The 15,709-nt window shown below is 38.2% G+C and carries 16 protein-coding genes and 1 pseudogene; 4 read left to right on the top strand and 13 right to left on the bottom strand.

The genetic code is table 11. From position 1 onward, the window contains the following. Nucleotides 1-93: 93 nt before the first annotated feature. The 3 genes from ACFINL_RS02010 to cysS all read right to left on the bottom strand — a co-directional run bounded on the left by ACFINL_RS02010 (nucleotide 94) and on the right by cysS (nucleotide 4,323). The gene (locus tag ACFINL_RS02010; RefSeq protein ID WP_375611223.1) at nucleotides 94-1,977 is read right to left on the bottom strand and encodes an ABCB family ABC transporter ATP-binding protein/permease; all 1,884 of its coding nucleotides are present in this window, start codon (nucleotides 1,975-1,977) and stop codon (nucleotides 94-96) included. A 115-nt stretch (nucleotides 1,978-2,092) separates the two neighbouring features. After that, nucleotides 2,093-2,764, bottom strand: coding sequence for a DUF421 domain-containing protein (locus ACFINL_RS02005; RefSeq protein WP_375649681.1), 672 nt, complete (start codon nucleotides 2,762-2,764; stop codon nucleotides 2,093-2,095). A 50-nt stretch (nucleotides 2,765-2,814) separates the two neighbouring features. Further along, nucleotides 2,815-4,323 carry a cysteine--tRNA ligase gene (cysS, locus tag ACFINL_RS02000; RefSeq protein WP_375649530.1) on the bottom strand — a complete coding sequence of 503 codons (1,509 nt, stop codon included), beginning with the start codon at nucleotides 4,321-4,323 and terminating at the stop codon, nucleotides 2,815-2,817. Nucleotides 4,324-4,823: 500 nt separating this feature from the next. Here cysS and ACFINL_RS01995 point away from each other — a divergent pair, with 500 nt between their 5' ends. After that, entirely contained in the window at nucleotides 4,824-5,192 is a 369-nt protein-coding gene (locus ACFINL_RS01995) for a TIGR02301 family protein (protein WP_375611221.1), read from the top strand. 419 nt (nucleotides 5,193-5,611) lie between these two features. Here ACFINL_RS01995 and ACFINL_RS01990 read toward each other — a convergent pair whose 3' ends face one another. Next, on the bottom strand, nucleotides 5,612-6,940 hold the full coding sequence (locus ACFINL_RS01990; protein WP_375611220.1) for a dihydroorotase: 1,329 nt from the start codon (nucleotides 6,938-6,940) through the stop codon (nucleotides 5,612-5,614). Nucleotides 6,941-7,004: 64 nt separating this feature from the next. Between ACFINL_RS01990 and ACFINL_RS01985 the strand changes: the two genes are divergently transcribed. From ACFINL_RS01985 to ACFINL_RS01975, 3 genes and pseudogenes are all read left to right on the top strand, one after another. After that, a complete protein-coding gene (locus ACFINL_RS01985) occupies nucleotides 7,005-7,877 on the top strand; it encodes a YgfZ/GcvT domain-containing protein (protein WP_375649527.1) in 873 nt (290 codons plus the stop codon). Beyond that, a complete protein-coding gene (locus ACFINL_RS01980) occupies nucleotides 7,870-8,487 on the top strand; it encodes a YfbR-like 5'-deoxynucleotidase (RefSeq protein ID WP_375610152.1) in 618 nt (205 codons plus the stop codon). Before ACFINL_RS01985 ends, ACFINL_RS01980 begins: the two co-directional genes overlap by 8 nt. Before the next feature lie 351 nt (nucleotides 8,488-8,838). After that, nucleotides 8,839-8,980 (top strand): annotated as a pseudogene (locus ACFINL_RS01975) (integrase); the annotation flags it as partial. A 99-nt stretch (nucleotides 8,981-9,079) separates the two neighbouring features. Here ACFINL_RS01975 and panB read toward each other — a convergent pair. From panB to pyrE, 9 genes are all read right to left on the bottom strand, one after another. Next, nucleotides 9,080-9,895, bottom strand: coding sequence for a 3-methyl-2-oxobutanoate hydroxymethyltransferase (gene panB / locus ACFINL_RS01970; RefSeq protein WP_375611218.1), 816 nt, complete (start codon nucleotides 9,893-9,895; stop codon nucleotides 9,080-9,082). Further along, nucleotides 9,892-10,752 carry a pantoate--beta-alanine ligase gene (gene panC / locus ACFINL_RS01965; protein ID WP_375611217.1) on the bottom strand — a complete coding sequence of 287 codons (861 nt, stop codon included), beginning with the start codon at nucleotides 10,750-10,752 and terminating at the stop codon, nucleotides 9,892-9,894. The genes panB and panC overlap by 4 nt, the downstream gene beginning before the upstream one ends. Nucleotides 10,753-10,775: 23 nt before the next feature. Further along, nucleotides 10,776-11,522, bottom strand: a complete 747-nt coding sequence (gene recO / locus ACFINL_RS01960) for a DNA repair protein RecO (protein WP_375611216.1) — start codon at nucleotides 11,520-11,522, stop codon at nucleotides 10,776-10,778. 6 nt (nucleotides 11,523-11,528) lie between these two features. Beyond that, a complete protein-coding gene (era, locus tag ACFINL_RS01955; protein ID WP_375611215.1) occupies nucleotides 11,529-12,452 on the bottom strand; it encodes a GTPase Era in 924 nt (307 codons plus the stop codon). Then, nucleotides 12,445-13,152 (bottom strand): ribonuclease III, encoded by a 708-nt coding sequence (gene rnc / locus ACFINL_RS01950; protein ID WP_375611214.1) that lies wholly within the window; start codon nucleotides 13,150-13,152, stop codon nucleotides 12,445-12,447. The genes era and rnc overlap by 8 nt, the downstream gene beginning before the upstream one ends. Further along, entirely contained in the window at nucleotides 13,133-13,945 is an 813-nt protein-coding gene (gene lepB, locus ACFINL_RS01945) for a signal peptidase I (RefSeq protein WP_375611213.1), read from the bottom strand. Before lepB ends, rnc begins: the two co-directional genes overlap by 20 nt. Nucleotides 13,946-14,024: 79 nt before the next feature. Continuing rightward, nucleotides 14,025-14,426: a holo-ACP synthase gene (gene acpS, locus ACFINL_RS01940; protein ID WP_375629295.1), complete on the bottom strand. Its 402-nt coding sequence runs from the start codon at nucleotides 14,424-14,426 to the stop codon at nucleotides 14,025-14,027. Between the two features lie 20 nt (nucleotides 14,427-14,446). Then, nucleotides 14,447-15,037: a DUF2062 domain-containing protein gene (locus tag ACFINL_RS01935; RefSeq protein WP_375606309.1), complete on the bottom strand. Its 591-nt coding sequence runs from the start codon at nucleotides 15,035-15,037 to the stop codon at nucleotides 14,447-14,449. A 93-nt stretch (nucleotides 15,038-15,130) separates the two neighbouring features. Continuing rightward, a complete protein-coding gene (gene pyrE, locus ACFINL_RS01930) occupies nucleotides 15,131-15,709 on the bottom strand; it encodes an orotate phosphoribosyltransferase (protein ID WP_375629334.1) in 579 nt (192 codons plus the stop codon).

Here is a 15,709-nt window from a genome sequence, read left to right as displayed (position 1 = left end):
TAAACAAGCAACAAAGCTTTTTGTTCCTCTTGTGTCTTTTTATGTATTTAATCAATCACTCCATATAAAGATATAGATTACATTTTGCTCTATTTATTTTTTACGATTAACAACACTCGTCTCATCTTCTTCACGCATTTTACGTAATTTTTCTTCCGCTTGCGATGCTTCAAGCTGCTTATTCCACATTGAAGCATAAAGACCTTTCTTGCGTAAAAGCTCTGTATGCGTCCCATTTTCAATAATACGACCACTTTTAAGAACTAAAATTTCATCCGCATTGATAACAGTAGAAAGACGGTGCGCAATAATCAATGTTGTACGTCCACGGCTTACAATATCCAATGCTTGTTGAATTTCCTGTTCCGTCGCCGTATCAAGAGCCGCCGTTGCTTCATCTAGAATAAGAAGTGGAGGAGCTTTTAAAAGTGTCCGTGCAATAGCCACGCGTTGTTTTTCACCACCTGATAATTTGAGACCTCGCTCTCCTACCACAGACTGAAAACCTTCCGGTAAAATTTCAATAAATTTTGATATTTGTGCCATTTCAGCAGCTTTGCGCATCTCTTCATCTGTAGCACTTGGACGCCCATAGCAAATATTATAGGCAATTGTATCATTAAATAACACCGTATCTTGTGGGACCATGCCAATCGCTTCACGCAAACTTTTTTGTGTTACATCACGAATATCCTGCCCGTCAATTGTAATAGATCCTGCATCAACATCATAAAACCGAAAAAGCAACCGAGAAATAGTAGATTTACCGGCACCCGATGGACCGACAATAGCGACTGTTTTTCCTCCAGGAACTTCAAAATCAATATCTCTGAGAATCTGACGTCTCGAATCATAGGAAAACTTTACCTGATGAAAACAAATGGTCCCATCGCTTATCTCTAACGGTTTAGCATCCGATTTATCAACGATCTCTTTCTGAACATCTAAAAGATCAAACATTGCTTCAATATCCGTTAAACCTTGTCGAATATCACGATACATTGAACCAATAAAATTTAGTGGAATGGAAAGTTGCATTAAAAGCGCATTAATAAAAACAAAATCTCCTAAAGTTTGTGTCTTATAAAAAACTTCATAAGCTGACATCAGCATCATGATCGTCATTCCAATACCAAAGATAAGAGTCTGACCAAAATTAAGCCAGCTTAAAGATGTCCAAATCTTTGTTGCGGCTTTTTCATAACCTACCATAGAAGCATCAAATCGATCGGCTTCTAGAGTTTCATTACCGAAATATTTGACCGTTTCAAAATTCAAAAGAGAATCAACAGCGCGAGTATTCGCCTCAGTATCCGCTGTATTCATTTTTTGCCGAATACGAATACGCCAATCACTCGCCTTAATGGTAAACAAAATATATAATCCAACCGTTACAACAACAATGAGAAGATAATGCCACCCATAACTTATATAAAATACCAGTGCCGTTAATATAAATTCTAAAACTGTTGGTACTGTACTAAGAATTGAAAATCTTACGATCGCTTCGATTCCTTTTGTTCCACGCTCAATCACACGAGAAAGCCCACCTGTTCGGCGTTCCAAATGAAATCGCAAGGATAACTCATGCATATGTACAAAGGTTTTATAAGCTAATTGACGAACAGCGTATTGACCAACAGTGGCAAACAGGGAATCGCGTAATTGATTTAATCCAGCCTGCATAATACGCGCGACATTGTATGCCAAAACAAGCATGATGGGAATAATCCAACTGGATGGGAACCATTCAGGTAGCTGAAAGCTTGAATCAAGCACATTCGTAGAATATTTAAATAAATACGGTACAGATATGAGAACGAGCTTAGCCAAAACAAGATAAAATATTGCCCATAGCACACGCATTTTTAGATCACGCCGACCTACCGGCCACATATAGGGCCATAAATTGTAAAGTGTGTGCAGAGTCTTCCCTGTATCTGATGATACAGTTTTTGTCATTTCATTGCGTTTCATAAAGTCCTTACTTCTCTATCATCCGCACAAACAGGCAAAATACCCTCTGTGGTTATTTATAGATTCATCTCTTCATTACGGCTTCCAATAAGCTATACCTACCCGTTTTTTGAAGTTAGACTGTTTTTGAAAAAGGAACAAGAAATAATCCACTATATAATTTATTATTTGGGTCTGTATTCTCATACCACTCTGCTGCAAATAAATTTTCAACTTTTACATGTTTTTTTTTCAGTTCTGCATGAAGCCACTTTTTTGTTTTACCAATCTCTTTCAGCCCCTTATCAAGAATTTCACCATTTTGTATTAAAATGATAGACTTCTTTCCTTCTTCCTTTTTAATAACGGAACAATCGCCATTGGTTTCTAAACGAACGAAAGCAGCTTCATGTAAACTACAGCCTTTAATGCGCAACATTGTAATCAGATCATTCACACTGATACCTAATTTTTTAATCTTATCCACTTGAAATACTCCATCTAAAACCAATGCAATATGTCGTCCTGCAATGAGACGACGAAAAAAAACTGAATAGCGCATCAGAAAATTAAGAGATGTGACTAAAGTCTGCCAAATAAATAAGACGATCAACAATTGAATACTGCTAACATCCGAACTATAAATAACGCCTCCAATAATACTTCCCATGACAAAATTACTTACCAAATCAACTGGCGTCATTTGACTAAGACTACCACGACCTGTGGTTCTTAAAATCAAGAGGAAAGCGATAAGTCCTACAACTAGTTTTAGTGCAACATACCCATAATGATATAAAAATTCCATCATATTCTCCTTTTTTATGGAGCTGCTGGAATAGAGACATTAGTGTCGCTTTAGTGTCGCTTTATTTCCCACACAGTTATGCGCTCACCACTCTGCGGATCCTTACTGTCTTTTAAAAGAACCCCCTTGGCTGCAAGCTCATCACGAATTGTATCCGCAGCTTCCCACTCTTTATTATGGATAAGTCTTAGTCTTTCGGCAATGCGCTGATCAATAAATTTTGTATCAAGGAAAGTTTTTCTCGTAAATAATGGGCAATCTATTTCTTTAATCCATTCTTGTCTTAACAGTCCTAATAAATTCATCCCATTCAGAAGAGCCAAAGCATTTCCTTCTTTATAAAATTTTCGCAAAAGAGTCAGTGCTTTTGGAGTATTAAGATCATCACTAAGTGCATCTATCAAAGTATCATCAACTACTTCATTGTTTTTCATCTCACTCTTTTTGCTGCGAAGCCATTCATACCAACGATACAGTTCGCTGCTCGATTGTATTAAACGCTGTGCTGTCCAATTTAATGGTTCACGATAATGCGTTTGCAACATCGAAAAACGCGCAGACAAACCAGCCCAATTTTGCTTCATTTCATCGGATAAAATACCATTAAACTTCAAAAAATTATTCTCTAAAACAGAACGAATAGTTATGAAATTGCCAAAGCTTTTCGACATCTTTTTACCTTCAACTTGTAAAAAGCCGTTATGCATCCAAAAATTAGCCATTCGCTCCGTCCCAAAAGCTGAACAACTTTGTGCAATCTCATTTTCATGATGAGGAAAAATTAAATCAAGTCCACCACCATGGATATCAAAAACATTGGCGGTCGGATCATCACAAGTTAAACCACCACCATAGGGCGCTAATAACTTTGCCATTGACATTGCAGAACATTCAATATGCCAACCTGGACGACCTAAAACAGGAATTCCGCCCGGTGATTTCCAACCTGGTTCTCCTTCCTCAGAAGGCTTCCATAAAACAAAATCCATCTCTTCCCTTTTATAAGCAGCAACATCAATACGTGCCCCCGCCCTCATTTCATCTAAAGAACGATTTGCAAATGCCCCATAATGGGGAGAATTTTTTATACTACTTACAGAAAATAATATATGATTTTCCGCTTTATAAGCGTGCCCCTTTTCAAGCAACCTTTCAATTAAAGAGCGCATCTCCTCTAAATGCTCGGTTGCGCGCGGCTGACTGGTTGGCAATAGACAACCAAGTGCTATGGTATCTTGTTGAAACTGAGAATATGTACGTTCTGTTAAGTGACGAATAGCCTCATTCAATGATACGTTTGGATATTCGCTAGCTGCTCGTGCATTAATTTTATCATCGACATCTGTAATATTACGCGCATATAGAACATGCTCATTACCATAAACATGACGCAATAAGCGAAATAAAATATCAAAAACAATAACAGGACGTGCATTTCCTATATGCGCATAATCATAAATTGTCGGTCCACAAACATAAAGACGTACTCTTGTCGCATCTATTGGTGTAAATTTTTCTTTTTTACGTGTTAGCGTATTATAAAATCGCAACTCTTTCATTTATTGACTCCATGGACGGATATTATGCACCGATCCTTTTAGATGTATCTTATCTCAAATCATTGTATTACGCGGTTTAAGCTAAAAACTTGTATCTTATAGTAAATTCTTCTTACCATTTTCCCATTGTATTTACGGCTGTATTCATCGTTTATCATAAAAACAATCTATTTTATTTGATTGGACAAAAGCGTTCTATCATTAGAGATGCTTTCCCTCCTTAAAGAAAATGAGCTTAGAAAAAAATCTATAGGCAATACAATATAAATCTATGTGAAAAATAGATAGCTTGCAGGCAGAAAATCTTAAATTTTTAACCACACAAAGCTTCGTCAGTATTTTCAATATTCCACAATGGGTTCCTTACTGCCTCTTACGCCCTATATTTTATAATCAATAATTGAGAATAATGTAGCAATTAACTTTATTTTTTTACACCGTTCTCATGACAAAATTATTTTATCTTTACAGAGTTTTATTCAAAGAAAGCAATAAAAATAATGCGGTATAGATTGATAAACATCATTATTTTAATATTTCTTGTCATTTCAATGCCAGCCTTTGCACAACAATCTCCACCTTATGAAAAAAAATTACTCCGACTAGCAGAAATTTTGGGATCATTGCATTCTCTCCAAAATCTTTGCGAGCCTCCAACAAACCAATGGTATGACTATATGAATGCACTGATTGAAGCAGAACGCCCCATTCCACAAAGACGTGCTTATTTTTATGAAGCGTTTAATGAAGCGTATCGTGCTTTCTCAGAAAATTATCATCATTGTACACAAGCAGCCATTGAAGCCAACCAAAGATACATTGAGGAAGGAAGAATTTTATCTGAAAACCTCCTCATGCATTATAAATAATTAATCTATACAAAAAGTAGCTCTCTCAATCTTAGCGATATCAATGATACTCCTTTCACAAATGCGGGGAGCAATAAACCAGCTCTGAAAATAGAGAGACGTTTAAAGAATAATGTCTCGATACGCTTTTATTCGTATGAGCGCCTTTTTCCCCATACAAAATCGCTCTTTGGCTTCCTCCCCACACCTCAAAGGACGAAGATTTTTAACTAAATTTGCTCTGTAAACAATCTAGGTTCTTGTTGAACAAGGTTCCTCTTGGCTTCTAACGCATGTAATTTGCTGCATAGTTTCTACAAACAAGCCTAAGAATATTCACCACGCATTAAAAAAACACTTATGTATCAAAGAGGCTGACATACCCTATATCACCACTCTAAAGGATGGTATTTTACGGCATACTTATAATTTTAATCTGTTTACACCAAAGTTTCCATAAATTTAACAGGCTCTCCTTGTGAAGGTGTGACAATTTCACCTTCCCACATAACGCGCATACCACGGATAATAGTCCCAACAGGCCAACCTTTAACTTTTTGACCATCATAAGGTGTCCAACCGGCGCGAGAACCAATTAAGCTATTCGTAATAATTTCCTCTCGCTTAAGATCAACAATGGTTAAATCAGCATCAAACCCAACAGCAATGCGCCCTTTACAACTTATACCAAAAATACGACTAGGGCCATGTGAAGTGAGATCAACAAAACGTTCAAGAGATATTTTTCCTGCATTCACATGTGTCAACATAATTGCTGCTGTTGTTTGCACGCCTGTCATACCTGAAGGTGAAGAGGGATAAGGTTGAAGTTTTTCTTCAAGAGTATGAGGCGCATGATCTGAACCTAAGACATCAATAATTCCTTGTTGAACACCGTACCAAAGAGCGTCACGGTGGCGCAATTCACGAATAGGCGGATTCATCTGAATTAATGTACCAAACTTCTTATAATCATCAGCCGTGAGCGTCAAATGATGTTGTGTCACTTCAATTGTTGCAACATCCTTATGTTTTTTTAGAAAATCAATTTCTTCTTCTGTCGAAAGATGTAACACATGAATCCGAGCCTTCGTCTCATGAGCAATTTTTACCAAACGCTGCGTACATTTTAATGCCGCAACTTCATCACGCCAAATCGGATGTGACGATGCATCCCCTTCAATACGCAATATTTTACGCTCTTTGAGCCTCGCCTCATCTTCAGAATGAAAAGCCGCACGACGGCGTGTATTCTTCAAAATAAGGCGTACACTTTCATCATCATCAACCAAAAGATCACCGGTAGAGGACCCCATAAAGACTTTAATTCCAGCCGCACCAGGAAGTCTTTCTAATTCAGATAGTTCATGAGCATTTTCACGCGTTCCTCCAACCCAAAATGCAAAATCACAATGCATTCGATGAAATGCGCGTTTAACCTTATCGCTTAATGTTTCTTCTGATGTTGTCAATGGATTGGTGTTAGGCATTTCAAAAACTGCCGTAACACCCCCTAACACAGCAGAATACGAGCCACTTTCCAAATCCTCTTTATATTCATTTCCTGGCTCACGAAAATGCACTTGGCTATCAATAATTCCTGGTAAAATATGAAGCCCCGTACAATCAATGACCTCACTAGCCGATGCACATGTAAGGTCGCCTATTTCAGCAATACGAGCATTTGTAATACCAATATCACGCTTGCTTCTTCCATCATGATTCACAAGTGTTGCACCTTTAAAAATTGTATCAAATGTTTTAAACATAACCACGCTCCTTACATATTGCTCACTTATCGATTATGTAACTTTGAGCAGAAAGGCAAGAACCATGATTAAAAAACAAAATGCCATTTGCTTAAAAAACCGCGGGCTTATTCAAATTACAGGCGAAGAAGCAACAGATTTTCTACAATCCCTGATCACGACAGATGTAAAAAAAATCAGTCCACAGGAACTTTTCCCTGGAGCCCTTTTATCCCCACAAGGAAAGGTTCTTGCTGATTTTCTTATCGGAAAAAAAGAAGATGGTTACCTGATTGATATCAGGATGCCTTTAGCTGATACGCTCCATAAGCGTCTTTTGCTCTATAAACTGCGCAAAAAAGTAGAAATTACACAACCATTTCAAGAGCTTGTTACAGTTTTTTTGAATAATGAATCAGATGCTTTAAATTTTGATTCAAGTTTTGTTGATAAACGCTTCCCACAACAAGAAAAAATAATACGAATCTATGGCAAAAAACCTTTTTTGACTTCAGAATATCATGACACATGGAATCAATTGCGTATCCGTTATGCAATTGCGGAAAGTGATCAAGATTATAAAATTGGCAAAGTCTTTCCTCATGATATTAATTACGATCAAATCAATGGACTTGCATTCAATAAAGGATGTTATATTGGACAAGAAATTGTTTCACGAATGCACCACCGCCGTGCAGCACGTCGCCGTATTTTTATTGTAAAAGGCCAGTGTAAATTAATCCCTCAATCTAGCATTGAAGCAGGAACAAAAGTGCTTGGCTACTTGGGAACATGTGTAGAAAATGAGGCTCTTGCTTTAATGCGTATTGACCACGTCAAAGATGCTATGGATCATAACATCCCCTTTACTGTAAAAAACATTCCTGTCACTATAAGCATTGCTGAAAATATGAATTTTACCTTTCCTGAAAATACTATAGAAAACACTCATGGCTAAAGCTGAATTATTAAAAAATGGAGAAGCCCGCGCTTGGCAAAGAATGCTCTCTGGAAGGCGACTTGATCTTCTCAACCCTTCTCCTTTTGATGTTGAAATTGAAGATATTGCCCATGGACTTGCTCGCGTAGCACGTTGGAACGGTCAAACACGAGGAGAGCATGCCTATTCTGTTGCACAACATTCACTTTTGGTTGAACAAATATTTCAAAAACTTTTTCCACAATCGGGAAGCAACGAATGTCTTTATGCCCTTCTTCATGATGCTCCAGAATATGTCATCGGCGATATGATTTCCCCTTTTAAAGCTGTTATAGGAAAACAATATGAACGCGTTGAAAAGCGCATCCAAGATGCTATCCACATGCGCTTTTCTCTTCCCGTTGATCTTTCTCAAAAACTTTTAAAAAAAATTAAACAAGCCGACCGTATCGCTGCCTATTATGAAGCGATTACGCTTGCTGGATTTAATACAGAAGAAGCCCTTCACTATTTTGGCTCTCCCAATAATATTTTACCCGATGATCTGAATTTATCCCCCTATTCTACCCAACACATTGAAAACGCATTTTTAACGCGCTTTAATGACTTGGATGTCCAAAGATTATAGCCCCTTCGCATTGTTGATTCCTTGTCATTACAGAATCATCACACTGACTTATAATAATAATTCATTGTTTTTTCATTTTGAATGAGAGCTCCTAATATCGTAAGCTTCACTCATTTCAAATCTGTTTATATTGAATCAATCAAAATCATTCTCTTGCACACCACAAGCGGGTCTGGCGTGTGAGTAAAATTTTTTAAAGAAAGAGTTAAAATGCTTCTTATGAACCATCTCAAGTGCTAAGCGCTGTCGCAGCATTGAAAATTGGCAAAGTGTGTGATGATGCCGGCTTGCTCTCTTATGAAGCGTAAAGACGGGAGTACTCTATAAATTTTATAAACTTCATAAGGGACTTACCACTATACTATTAACGAACGCCGTCGCGAAATAGGTTGGGTACCTTAAGAAAGCTTTCTTTAAAAAAGCACGTGAATTAGCGACCCAATGGCGTTCTGTTTTGCATGAGAGGCGTGACTTCATTAAAGAAATGGAAAAAATCACAGTTCAAATTGCATACAAAATATATTAAATAATGCACATTCATTATCAAAATAACAAATGTTCTCTTGTCAAACCTTTCATCTTAAACTGAAGTTTATTTTAGTTTATAAACTTCATTATCCGCTGGGAAAGCGCGAGATGTGACATCCTCTGCATAATTCTTTATTGCAGTTTCCATCGCTTGTTCAAGGTCTCCATAACGGCGTACAAATTTTGGCACATGAGAACCATAGCCCAACATATCTTCCATAACCAATACTTGCCCATCACATTGATTGGACGCCCCTATACCGATCGTAGGGATAGAAAGCTTATCTGTCAGTTTCACCGCTAAAGGTTCGACCATTGCTTCTAAAACAACAGCAAAAGCACCTGCCTCTTCAATCGCTGCTCCATCTGCTTCAATTCTTTGCCAATCATTCTCCTTGCGTCCTTGTGTTTTAAAACCACCAAAACGATTCATTGCTTGGGGTGTAAGACCGATATGCCCCATCACTGGAATGCCACGTTTACACAAAAAATCTATTGTTTGGGCTATATAAACACCCCCTTCAAGCTTAACTGCACCACACCCCGTTTGTGCAAGAATGCGCGATGCATTTAAAAAAGCTTGCTCTGGACTTTCCTCATAAGAACCAAAAGGCATATCAATAACAACAAGAGCTTTTTGAGATCCACGCACCACGGCTTTCCCGTGTGAAATCATCATATCTAAATTAACAGGAAGCGTTGTCTCAAACCCATACACAACCATCCCAACGCTATCACCAACCAAAAGGATATCGCAATATGGATCAGCAATCCGCGCAGTATAAGCTTGATAAGCTGTTAAAGAAACAATTGGCTGTTGTCCCTTTCTTGCACGTATTTCGGAAGATGTTATACGCTTTACGGTTTTATGTACACTCATTTTCCACTCTTCTCTTGCAATATATATTGATCAATCAGCCTTACCTCACCAAAGCGGACAGTAAGGAGTAAAACCGCCGGTTTATTCAATGTTCCTTTAACCACGCATAAAGTTTCCATATCCCGTAAATCTATCGCTTCAATGATTGCACGCGTTTCTTGTTGTAAAATATCACGAACAGTTTTGCATAATTTATCAACCGACCGTTCACCTTCATGATAAAGCTTTTCAGCAGCTTTTCCACTTTCAGGAATAATTTTGGCAGCTTTACGATCTTCTAATGTTAAAAGCTGATTGCGTGAAGAACACGCTACACCATCTGACTCCCGTAGAATAGGAACTCCAACGATTTCAATAGGAAAAGCCAAATCTTCAACCATACGCCGAATAATTAAAATTTGTTGAAAATCCTTTTCCCCAAAAAAAGCCTTATCTGGTTGGACAATGTTAAAAAGTTTAGCAACAACGCTTGTTACACCACAAAAATGCCCTGGACGTAATTTTCCCATCAAAATACGTGATAATTTTTTCACTTGCACAATTGTATCATTTCCTAGTGGCCACATTTCATCGACAGAAGGAGCAAAAACACATTCAACACCTGCTTCTTTTAACAAAGCACAATCGCCCTTCAAATCTCTTGGATATTGAGAAAAATCTTCATGAGGTCCAAATTGCTTTGGATTGACAAAAATAGAAACCACTACGCGATCACACATTGCTCTTGCATACTGTACTAATGCAAGATGACCATCATGCAATGCCCCCATTGTTGGAACAAAACCAATCGAAAAACCTAAACGTCGTTCCTCTGAAGTATATTGGCGAACTTCAGCAATTGTCTTTAAAATTCTCATTTTCCCATTCAATTATCATCAGATCAACAAATTAATGCCTGTACACCAAATTGGCGCTCAAACAATTGTATCAAATTCATGCGCACTGACGGCTGCTTTATATCTCGTGGCTCCCAGACATGACGCATAAGAAAAAAACCCGTCAGTATAAAACCATTTATTATATCACTAAAATCAGCAGGACGAGTCGTTCTTTGTACAAGAAACTGTGGTAGAATGAGAAGCTTTTTTTTCCAAGGTTCTCCTGCTTCTTCACAGACAGCCCGACCAGATTTTGGTGATACGTAATGAAGCCTTTCCTGACGACCTGTTGCAGCACAACAAGATAAATCAAGACCAAAACCAAGTTCTTCAAGAAGCCGCATTTCAAAACGTACAAGCAATTCTGCATTTACAAATGGTTCATCAAAATTCTGCATAAAAAGGTGTAAAATATCATATAAAATGGGGTGCGGATCACGTTCGGGAAGAAGCCGTAAATGAAAAGCTATCAATTGCAAAGCATAAAGTGCTTCTGGTAGACAGATTAATCGTGCCGCATGTAAATCAAGAGCTTCAAGCCGAAAAAGTCCCAAATGTTCGTCTAAACGAGCCCACCATTCAGCCTCCACAAAATTTCCAGGTTGAAGAAGAGCTGCCATGCGACGCGAGCGCCCCCCTTTTACCACTCCCATATAACGACCATGTTCACGTGTCATAATCTCAAGAATAACACTTGTTTCACCATATTGGCGTGTACCAAGTATAACGGCTTGTTCTTTCCACTTCATTTTACTTTAATTATTTTTAAAAATCTTATTAAAAAAATCCAATCCCATTTCACGATAACGTTCTGGATCGGTATCCCAATTATCGCGCACTTTCACAAAGAGAAAAAGATGCACCTTTTGATCCATAATTTCCATGAGTTCTTTACGTGCTGCTTGACCAATCGCTTTAATTGTATCGCCTTTTGCTCCTAAGACAATTTTTTTCTGACTCTCACGCTCGACATAAATAACTTGATTAATTTTAACGGAACCATCTGAACGCTCTTCCCAGTTTTCTGTTTCAACCGTTGAGGAATAAGGAAGTTCATCATGAAGACGAAGAAAAAGTTTTTCACGCGTAATTTCAGCAGCAAGATGACGCATAGGCATATCAGAAATTTGATCTTCCGGATAATACCATGGCCCTTCCTGCATCATGTTACTCAACGCATGAAGTAAATCCTTGCAACCAGAACCGTTTAGAGCAGAAATCATAAATGTTTGCGCAAACTTTACACGTTCATTTATTTTAGTGGTTAACGCTAGAAGAGATGATTTAACAACTGTATCAACCTTATTAAGAACAAGAACTTTTTCTTGTTTCATATTGTTTACAATATCTAACATCATATCAACTTCATCCGAAAGACCACTTTGAGCGTCAATTAAAACAAGTAGAACATCAGCGCTCTTAGCCCCTCCCCAAGCAGCAGAGACCATGGCTCGTTCTAAGCGCTTATGGGGACGAAAAACACCCGGTGTATCGACCAACACAATTTGCACATCATCATGAATGACAATACCGCGGATTAAAGTTCGTGTTGTTTGTACCTTATGTGTTACAATTGAAACCTTTGTTCCAACCAATTGATTAACCAATGTCGATTTACCGGCATTAGGCATCCCAATAAGCACAACAAACCCAGAACGCGTTTTCATAACGTCACTCATAATCATTTTTTCCTACTGTTTTCCATACACCCTCTCGTCGCAAAATTTTTTCAGCTGCCATTCTTTCAGCATATCTTTTGGAGCTTCCCTGCCCAATCTCTGAAGCAAACCCAGAAATACTGACCTCTACCATAAAAACAGGATCGTGATCTGGACCTGAACGTTTTATAACCTGATAATGTGGTTGTGCATTGCCTTGGATATGCGCCCATTCCTGTAATTCTGTCTTGGCATCACGTCGACCAGCATCCATTTTCTTTGCCCGACTTTGCCAATATTTTTGAATAAAAGGGCGAACGCTTTCCAATCCTCCATCGAGATATATTACTGCAATCAAAGCTTCCACGACATCTGCATGCATGTTGATAAGTCGACGTCCCTCAAAATTTTTCATCTCAAAACCAACACGGATCATATCAGGAAGTCTCATTTCACGCGCAATATCAGCACATGTCTGTGCATTGACCAGATGATTTAAACGGACTGATAATTCACCTTCACTTGCCTGAGGAAAAAGTTGATACAGCATCTCTGCAATCAAAAGCCCTAAAACCCGATCCCCTAGAAACTCTAGTCGTTCATAATTCCCCTGTTCCGAATCTTGTACACTCGAGTGTGTTAATGCCTTCTTTAACCTCTCTTCATCTTTAAAACGATGCCCCGTCAGCTTGAAAAGCTGATCAATCATGAGACGTTTCATCGTTGTTTCCTTGCTTGATAAGCGGCAAATCATGAACCGTATTTATGAAAGAAAACAAACGTTTCCAACGCACATCAAATGGCCAGCGCCAAATCTGCCAAGCACTTGAACCATTACTGATAGAAAAGAAAATCACGCTCGCGCGACCAATAAGATTTTCTTCTGGAACATAGCCTACATCTAAACGACTATCATCTGAATTGTCGCGGTTATCTCCCATCATAAAGTAATGTCCTTGAGGAACTTCAAAGACTTCTGTATCATCAACTTTCGGGATGAAAGCTAAATCAAGTGTATCATAACTGACACCGTTAGGCATTGTCTCGCGATAAACCTCAACAGGATAGTTAACCTCTGTTATATCAGAATTATCAATCTCCCCCATAAAGTGACGTGAAACAGCCTCATCATTAATATAAAGGACACTTTGACGGACTTGTATACGATCACCTGGTAGCCCAACAACGCGTTTTATATAATCAATCTTCGGATTACTTGGTAAGCGAAAAACGACCACATCTCCACGTTGAGGTTGAGATGCCCAAATCCGTCCAGAAAAAAGAGGAGGAGAAAAGGGGATGGAAAAACGAGAATACCCATATGCATACTTAGAAACAAACAGATAATCTCCCACCAACAAAGTAGGACGCATTGAACCGGAAGGAATACTAAACGGCTGGAAAAAAAGTGTCCGAATAAACGCTGCTAAAAGCAGAGCCTGTATTAAAACAGAAATAAATTCACGAAGCCCACCTTTTTTTTCTTTTTTATGCACTTTATCTTTTTGGATCATCACCAACTGCCTTCTCATCACAGATATAATTTTTTTCATCATAATATTCAAATAACAAAAGCACAATCTCTCATGCCATCTATCCACGTGGAAGTGCTTCGATAATAATAAATGCCTGTGCCCAAGGAAAATCATCTGTTATACTAAGATGAATAACTGCATCATGATGAGGAGGTAATAACTTTTGAAGTTGTATTTGCGCACGATTTGTTAATTGCATTATTGGTTTACCAGACGGCAAATTAACTACCCCCATGTCTTTCCAATTGATACCACAAGCGATTCCCGTTCCTAAGGCTTTAGCACATGCTTCTTTAGCAGCAAATCTTTTTGCATAAGAAGAGGAGCTTTTTTTGAGATTTTCAGATCTATTTCTTTCAATATCCGTAAAAATACGTTCAATAAAACGCTCACCATAACGAACCAACATTTTCTCAATACGTCGTATATCAACCAGATCATTTCCAAGACCAATAATCATAAGATATTACCCGATCTTTCTTACGATGAGCGCTTCTTTAAACGCCTTTTTTTTATAATCTTTTGATATCGCTTTTGTTTAAAACGAACCGTTGCTCTATAAACACCTATATAAGATAAACCACCAAAAACAATACCTAAAAGAGTTCCCCCTAAAATCATAGGACTCATAATTGTGTCCCATGCGCCTTTAAAGAGGAGAGAGAGATTTGACAATGTCAAACCATTAAATAGAGCACGAATTTGCGAAAGAGAAATCTCTTTGACATCGCTAAAAAGTGATAAACAAAAATACCCTACTTTATAATCAGCCATGACAATCAATAAAAATGTGAGTGGATTAGAAAAAATTGTCCCAATGATTGCGGCAGCAAAGTTTGCACGCAAAAGCCAAGAAAAAAATATTGCCAAAATAATATGCAGCCCAAAGAAAGGGGAACAAGCTAAAAAAACGCCAACAGCAACCCCTAATGCTACTTCATGCGGTGTTGCTGATATACGCAAAATACGTTTATGTATGTAGCAAAATGAGCGAGAAAATGAACGACGTGGCCATAACCAAAGTCGAATACGCGTTACAAAATCTATTGGTTCTCGACGACGAAAAAGCATATGACTCTCAATATACATCTTTTGATGATGAAATAATCTATATCATCCAAATTAATCTTTTTAAGCTTTTGCACAAAAAAAATAGAACGACAATTAAATATTTCGACTGCCTGGTTTAATCGCGGGAAGAACAGAAAGCTCTGCAGGAAGTGCATCACTAGCATAAGAGGTTATCTCGTATTCAGCAAGCGCAATCAATGGAACTCCAACATTGACCTTACCACCAGAACGATCAAGGATACATGCACTGGCCAACACCTCTGCTCCTGCTGCAACAAGCGCTTCAACAGTCTCACGAATGGAAAGACCCGTTGTTACAATATCTTCAACAATAACAACCCGTGCACCCTTCTTGATTTCAAAACGACGCAATTCAAAGATGCCATTTATACGCTCTACCCAAAGAGAAGGAACACCAAGGTGACGTGAAGTTTCATAGGAAGGAATAAGACCGCCAATTGCGGGACCAACAACATAGTCAATTTTTCCCTCGATAGATTTTTTGATTTTTTCAGCCAATCCACGACATAACTTTTCCGTCAAGTCAGCATGCATGAATACTTTCGCTTTTTGCATATAAGTCGCACTATGGCGCCCCGATGTTAAAATAAAATGCCCTTCTAGAATAGCATCTGCTTGTTTAAAAATATCAATGACATCTTGTGTATTCAT

Source organism: Bartonella sp. AA78NXGY (genome assembly GCF_042197005.1).
Taxonomy (GTDB): domain Bacteria; phylum Pseudomonadota; class Alphaproteobacteria; order Rhizobiales; family Rhizobiaceae; genus Bartonella.
This window is presented reverse-complemented; position numbering and strand designations above follow the sequence as displayed.

Coding starts and splice junctions, on each gene's coding strand:
- panC (WP_375611217.1), bottom strand. CDS start 10,752: ATGAGAATTTTAAAGACAATTGCTGAAGTTCGCCAATATACTTCAGAG.
- panB (WP_375611218.1), bottom strand. CDS start 9,895: ATGAGTGTACATAAAACCGTAAAGCGTATAACATCTTCCGAAATACGT.
- pyrE (WP_375629334.1), bottom strand. CDS start 15,709: ATGAATACACAAGATGTCATTGATATTTTTAAACAAGCAGATGCTATT.
- lepB (WP_375611213.1), bottom strand. CDS start 13,945: ATGATCCAAAAAGATAAAGTGCATAAAAAAGAAAAAAAAGGTGGGCTT.
- rnc (WP_375611214.1), bottom strand. CDS start 13,152: ATGAAACGTCTCATGATTGATCAGCTTTTCAAGCTGACGGGGCATCGT.
- ACFINL_RS01985 (WP_375649527.1), top strand. CDS start 7,005: ATGATTAAAAAACAAAATGCCATTTGCTTAAAAAACCGCGGGCTTATT.
- ACFINL_RS01935 (WP_375606309.1), bottom strand. CDS start 15,037: ATGCTTTTTCGTCGTCGAGAACCAATAGATTTTGTAACGCGTATTCGA.
- ACFINL_RS02005 (WP_375649681.1), bottom strand. CDS start 2,764: ATGGAATTTTTATATCATTATGGGTATGTTGCACTAAAACTAGTTGTA.
- recO (WP_375611216.1), bottom strand. CDS start 11,522: ATGAAGTGGAAAGAACAAGCCGTTATACTTGGTACACGCCAATATGGT.
- acpS (WP_375629295.1), bottom strand. CDS start 14,426: ATGATTATTGGTCTTGGAAATGATCTGGTTGATATACGACGTATTGAG.
- ACFINL_RS02010 (WP_375611223.1), bottom strand. CDS start 1,977: ATGAAACGCAATGAAATGACAAAAACTGTATCATCAGATACAGGGAAG.
- cysS (WP_375649530.1), bottom strand. CDS start 4,323: ATGAAAGAGTTGCGATTTTATAATACGCTAACACGTAAAAAAGAAAAA.
- ACFINL_RS01990 (WP_375611220.1), bottom strand. CDS start 6,940: ATGTTTAAAACATTTGATACAATTTTTAAAGGTGCAACACTTGTGAAT.
- ACFINL_RS01980 (WP_375610152.1), top strand. CDS start 7,870: ATGGCTAAAGCTGAATTATTAAAAAATGGAGAAGCCCGCGCTTGGCAA.
- ACFINL_RS01995 (WP_375611221.1), top strand. CDS start 4,824: ATGCGGTATAGATTGATAAACATCATTATTTTAATATTTCTTGTCATT.
- era (WP_375611215.1), bottom strand. CDS start 12,452: ATGAGTGACGTTATGAAAACGCGTTCTGGGTTTGTTGTGCTTATTGGG.